Origin of the sequence: Prosthecobacter sp. (genome assembly GCF_044378005.1) — a bacterium.
Taxonomy (GTDB): domain Bacteria; phylum Verrucomicrobiota; class Verrucomicrobiia; order Verrucomicrobiales; family Verrucomicrobiaceae; genus Prosthecobacter.
This window is the reverse complement of sequence record NZ_JBILYB010000292.1, coordinates 1-3,440: the sequence shown is the minus strand read 5'-3', so window position 1 is coordinate 3,440 and position 3,440 is coordinate 1. Positions and strand designations below refer to the sequence as shown.

Genomic DNA, 3,440 nt, shown 5'->3' with positions numbered 1-3,440 from the left:
TCGAATTCCAAGGTGGTGTCTATCTCCGCCCGACGATCATCCGCTGCGATTCCTGGGAGCACTCGCTCGCGAACCGCGAGTTCCTTTGCCCCTACGCCAGCGTCGTCGAAGTGAAGCAGAGCGAGGTGCTGAGCAAGATCGGCTACTCCCTCATCGTCACCGCCATCACCGCCGACCCCGAGTTCACCGAGCAGCTCCTCGAATGTTCCGACATCGACCGCCTGAACCTCGGACCGCTCAGCACCATGAGCATCAGCTGGGATCAGCCGCACGAGGGCAACATGTTCGAGTTCCTCTACAAACGCCGCAGCATCGACCGTTCCGCCGCCTGAGATGTCGCTCATTTCCTTCGACCATCAGCCGCGTACGCGACTCATCTTTGGCAACGGCACGCTCGCCCGTCTGGGTGAGCTTGTTCGTGAACTCGGCGGCAGACGCGCGCTGATCGTCAGTGATCCAGGCATCGTCAAAGCAGGTTACGTTACCCGTGCCATCAGCATCCTCATCGGTGCCGGAGTCGAGGCGCGTGCCTTTGGTGAAGTGCGGGAGAACCCGAGCACGGAAGATGTGGACCGTTGCGTTGCCATGGCCAAGGAATTCAAGATCGACTTCATCATCGGTCTCGGTGGTGGCAGCAGCATGGACACGGCGAAGGGCTGCAACTTCATCCTCACGAATGGTGGTCGCATGCACGACTACTGGGGCACGGGCAAGGCCACGAAGCCCATGCTTCCACTGATCGCCATCCCCACCACCTCGGGCACCGGCAGCGAGTGTCAAAGCTACGCTCTTATCTCCGATGCCGAGACGCATGTGAAGATGGCCTGTGGTGACATCAAAGCTGCGGCCAAGGTCGCCATTCTCGATCCCGAACTCACCGTCTCCCAGCCACAGCGCGTCACCGTATGCACCGGTATCGACGCCATCTCCCACGCGCTAGAAACCGCCGTCACCAACAAGCGCAATGCCTTCTCCACTGTGTTTTCACGCGAGGGCTTCCGGCTGCTTCATGCCGGGTTCAGTCGTGTGCTCCGCGAACCCAAAAACCTGGATGCCCGTGGCATGATGCTGCTCGGTGCCGCCTATGCAGGCACCGCCATCGAAGGCTCCATGCTCGGTGCCGCGCACTCCTGCGCGAACCCGCTCACAGCAAAGTTTAACGTTGTACATGGCGAGGCTGTCGGCGTCATGCTGCCCCACGTCATTCGGTTCAACAGCGCCGTCCCCGAAATCGCCGCCATCTACGAAAGCTACTTCGATGGTGATCTCGCGGACCGCATCAACGAGTTGCTTTGGGAGGCGAAGATGCCTCGCCAGATCGCCCATTACGGAGTCACTGAAAAAGACATCCCAGCACTCGCGGAGATGGCCATGAAGCAGTGGACGGCTCAGTTCAATCCACGTCCGCTGACCGTGAAAGACTTTGCCGCACTGTATCGAGCCGCCTTGTAATCACGGATTGATCGGTGTCGGTGTGTGGCAAGCCCTTCAAGGAGAAGGGCACGTTATTCTGTGACAAAAAAGGCAGTGTCGAATGATTCACCACGCAGACAATGCGTGGTGTTGTGAGGTGATCAATGAAGTGGCGCGATCCCCCCGCCGCCATGACACGTAACATTTTTCTTCTTTTTGCCGCTCTAACATCCGCCACCGACCTCATGGCCGACACGGTCGCTTACTGGAACTTTAATTCGCTGTCTATCGCCACGGCCAGTGCGCCGGGTGCGGGTGGTGTGCCGACGACCATCGCGGCGAGTCAGGGGACGGGGACTCTATCTCTCACGGGTTACACGGGCCTGGTCGATGACTTTGCCGGCTCGACGATCAATGTCATCGGCGCTGATCCTTCTGGTGCGTCGCTCAGTCTTGTCAGCAATGCGGGAAACAACAGCTACATCGAAGTGCAGCTCAATCTCGCTGACTTTGCGGACCCCGTGGTGACTTTCGCCACTCGTGGAACGACGACTGGCTTCAACAGCGGCTTGTGGTCTTATAGTGTGAACGGTGGCGCATTTACTAATGTGGGTGGAAACACCGCGTCGGTATCCACGACTTTTGCGCTGGCTCCATCCATCGACCTGACGGCGATCAATGCCGTGGACGGCCAAGCCAATGTGCGGCTGCGCTACACCGTGAGCGGCGCTACGAATACAACCGGCAACAACCGCATCGACAACCTGCAAATCAACGCCACACGCACCACGGACAGCGTCGCGCCACTCGCGAGCAGTTTGGCTCCGCTGGATAACGCGACGGGTGTGCCGATCACTGCCACTCCGAGCATCATCTTCAATGAAGCGGTGCAAAAGGGCAGCGCGGGAGACATCTTCATCAAGCGCACCAGCGATAACTCGATTTTTGAAACCATCGCGATCACTTCATCTCAAATCACGATCTCCACCGCCACGATGACGATCACGCCGACGACTTCGTTTGCCTACACGACTGGCTACTACATTGAAGTCCCGGCTGGAGCCATCGAAGACCTCGCGGGAAATGATTATGCGGGCCTCAGTGGCGCGGCGGCGTGGAATTTCACTACCATCGCACCATCCGTGCTGCCGACGGTGACGGAGACGTTCACGACCGAGACGAAGGTGCTGCCAGCAGGCTCCAGTGTCAGCGCTGACTATTATGCAGAAGGCAACGGTCAGGGTTCCTTTGCCCGCTACGACATGGGTGTCTTCAACATGTCAAAGCTCGATTTCGGTCTCAGTGGTGCCTCCACGATCACCAGTGTGGCCTCGGCGGAATTCACACTCACACACAATGACCGCACCTTCACCCAGGGCACGGAGTTGGAGTTCTTTTTCACCACGGACTCATCCACCGGCAAGACATTCAATGCCGCACTCGTCAACGGCATCGACAATGCGCAGTTCGCCTTCGCTCCCATCTCACTCGGCAAGTTTGCTTACACACCGAAGGCTGGCGGACTGACGGATACATTCACGCTCGATCTCGCAGCGGCGGGCACAGCGCTCGTCTCACGTCTGAACACGGGAGAGGACTTCAGCATCATCCTGGCAGCCACCACGCCGATGGCGGCCATCACTTACTCCGGCAAAGGCAACACATTTGACCCTGGCGATCCCTCTTTGAAGCTGACGGTGAATGAAACGACCGGCGTGGACACCACACCGCCCGCCGTGGCCTTTTTCACGCCTGCGGACGGCGCAGGCGGTCTGCCAATCTCCTCGAACATTAAAATCAACTTCAACGAGCTGATCCAAAAAGGCACCGGCTGGATCACCATCTTCCGCAGCAGCGATCATTCGGTTTTTGAGTCAATTCCTGTCACCAGCACGCAAGTCACGGTGAATCTCGGCACGGTAACGATCGACCCCACGGCGGCGCTGGAGTCTGCTGGCAGTTATTATGTGCAAATCGCGGCTGGAGCCATCGAGGACGTTTCAGGCAATGATTTCGCAGGCATCGCC

Annotated in this window: 2 protein-coding genes and 1 pseudogene; all 3 read left to right on the top strand. The window is 58.5% G+C overall.

The annotated features are described in order from the left end of the window. A pseudogene (locus AC6FTP_RS26300) lies at positions 1-332 on the top strand (aldehyde dehydrogenase family protein); the annotation flags it as partial. Between the two features lies 1 nt (position 333). Then, on the top strand, positions 334-1,452 hold the full coding sequence (locus AC6FTP_RS26295) for an iron-containing alcohol dehydrogenase (protein ID WP_497209865.1): 1,119 nt from the start codon (positions 334-336) through the stop codon (positions 1,450-1,452). A 152-nt stretch (positions 1,453-1,604) separates the two neighbouring features. Further along, positions 1,605-3,440: Ig-like domain-containing domain (locus AC6FTP_RS26290; RefSeq protein ID WP_497209864.1), on the top strand; the 1,836-nt coding region annotated here is incomplete at its 3' end.

Bases quoted from the DNA above. Each gene is read 5' to 3' on its own strand.
- AC6FTP_RS26295 (WP_497209865.1), top strand. From the start codon at position 334: ATGTCGCTCATTTCCTTCGACCATCAGCCGCGTACGCGACTCATCTTT.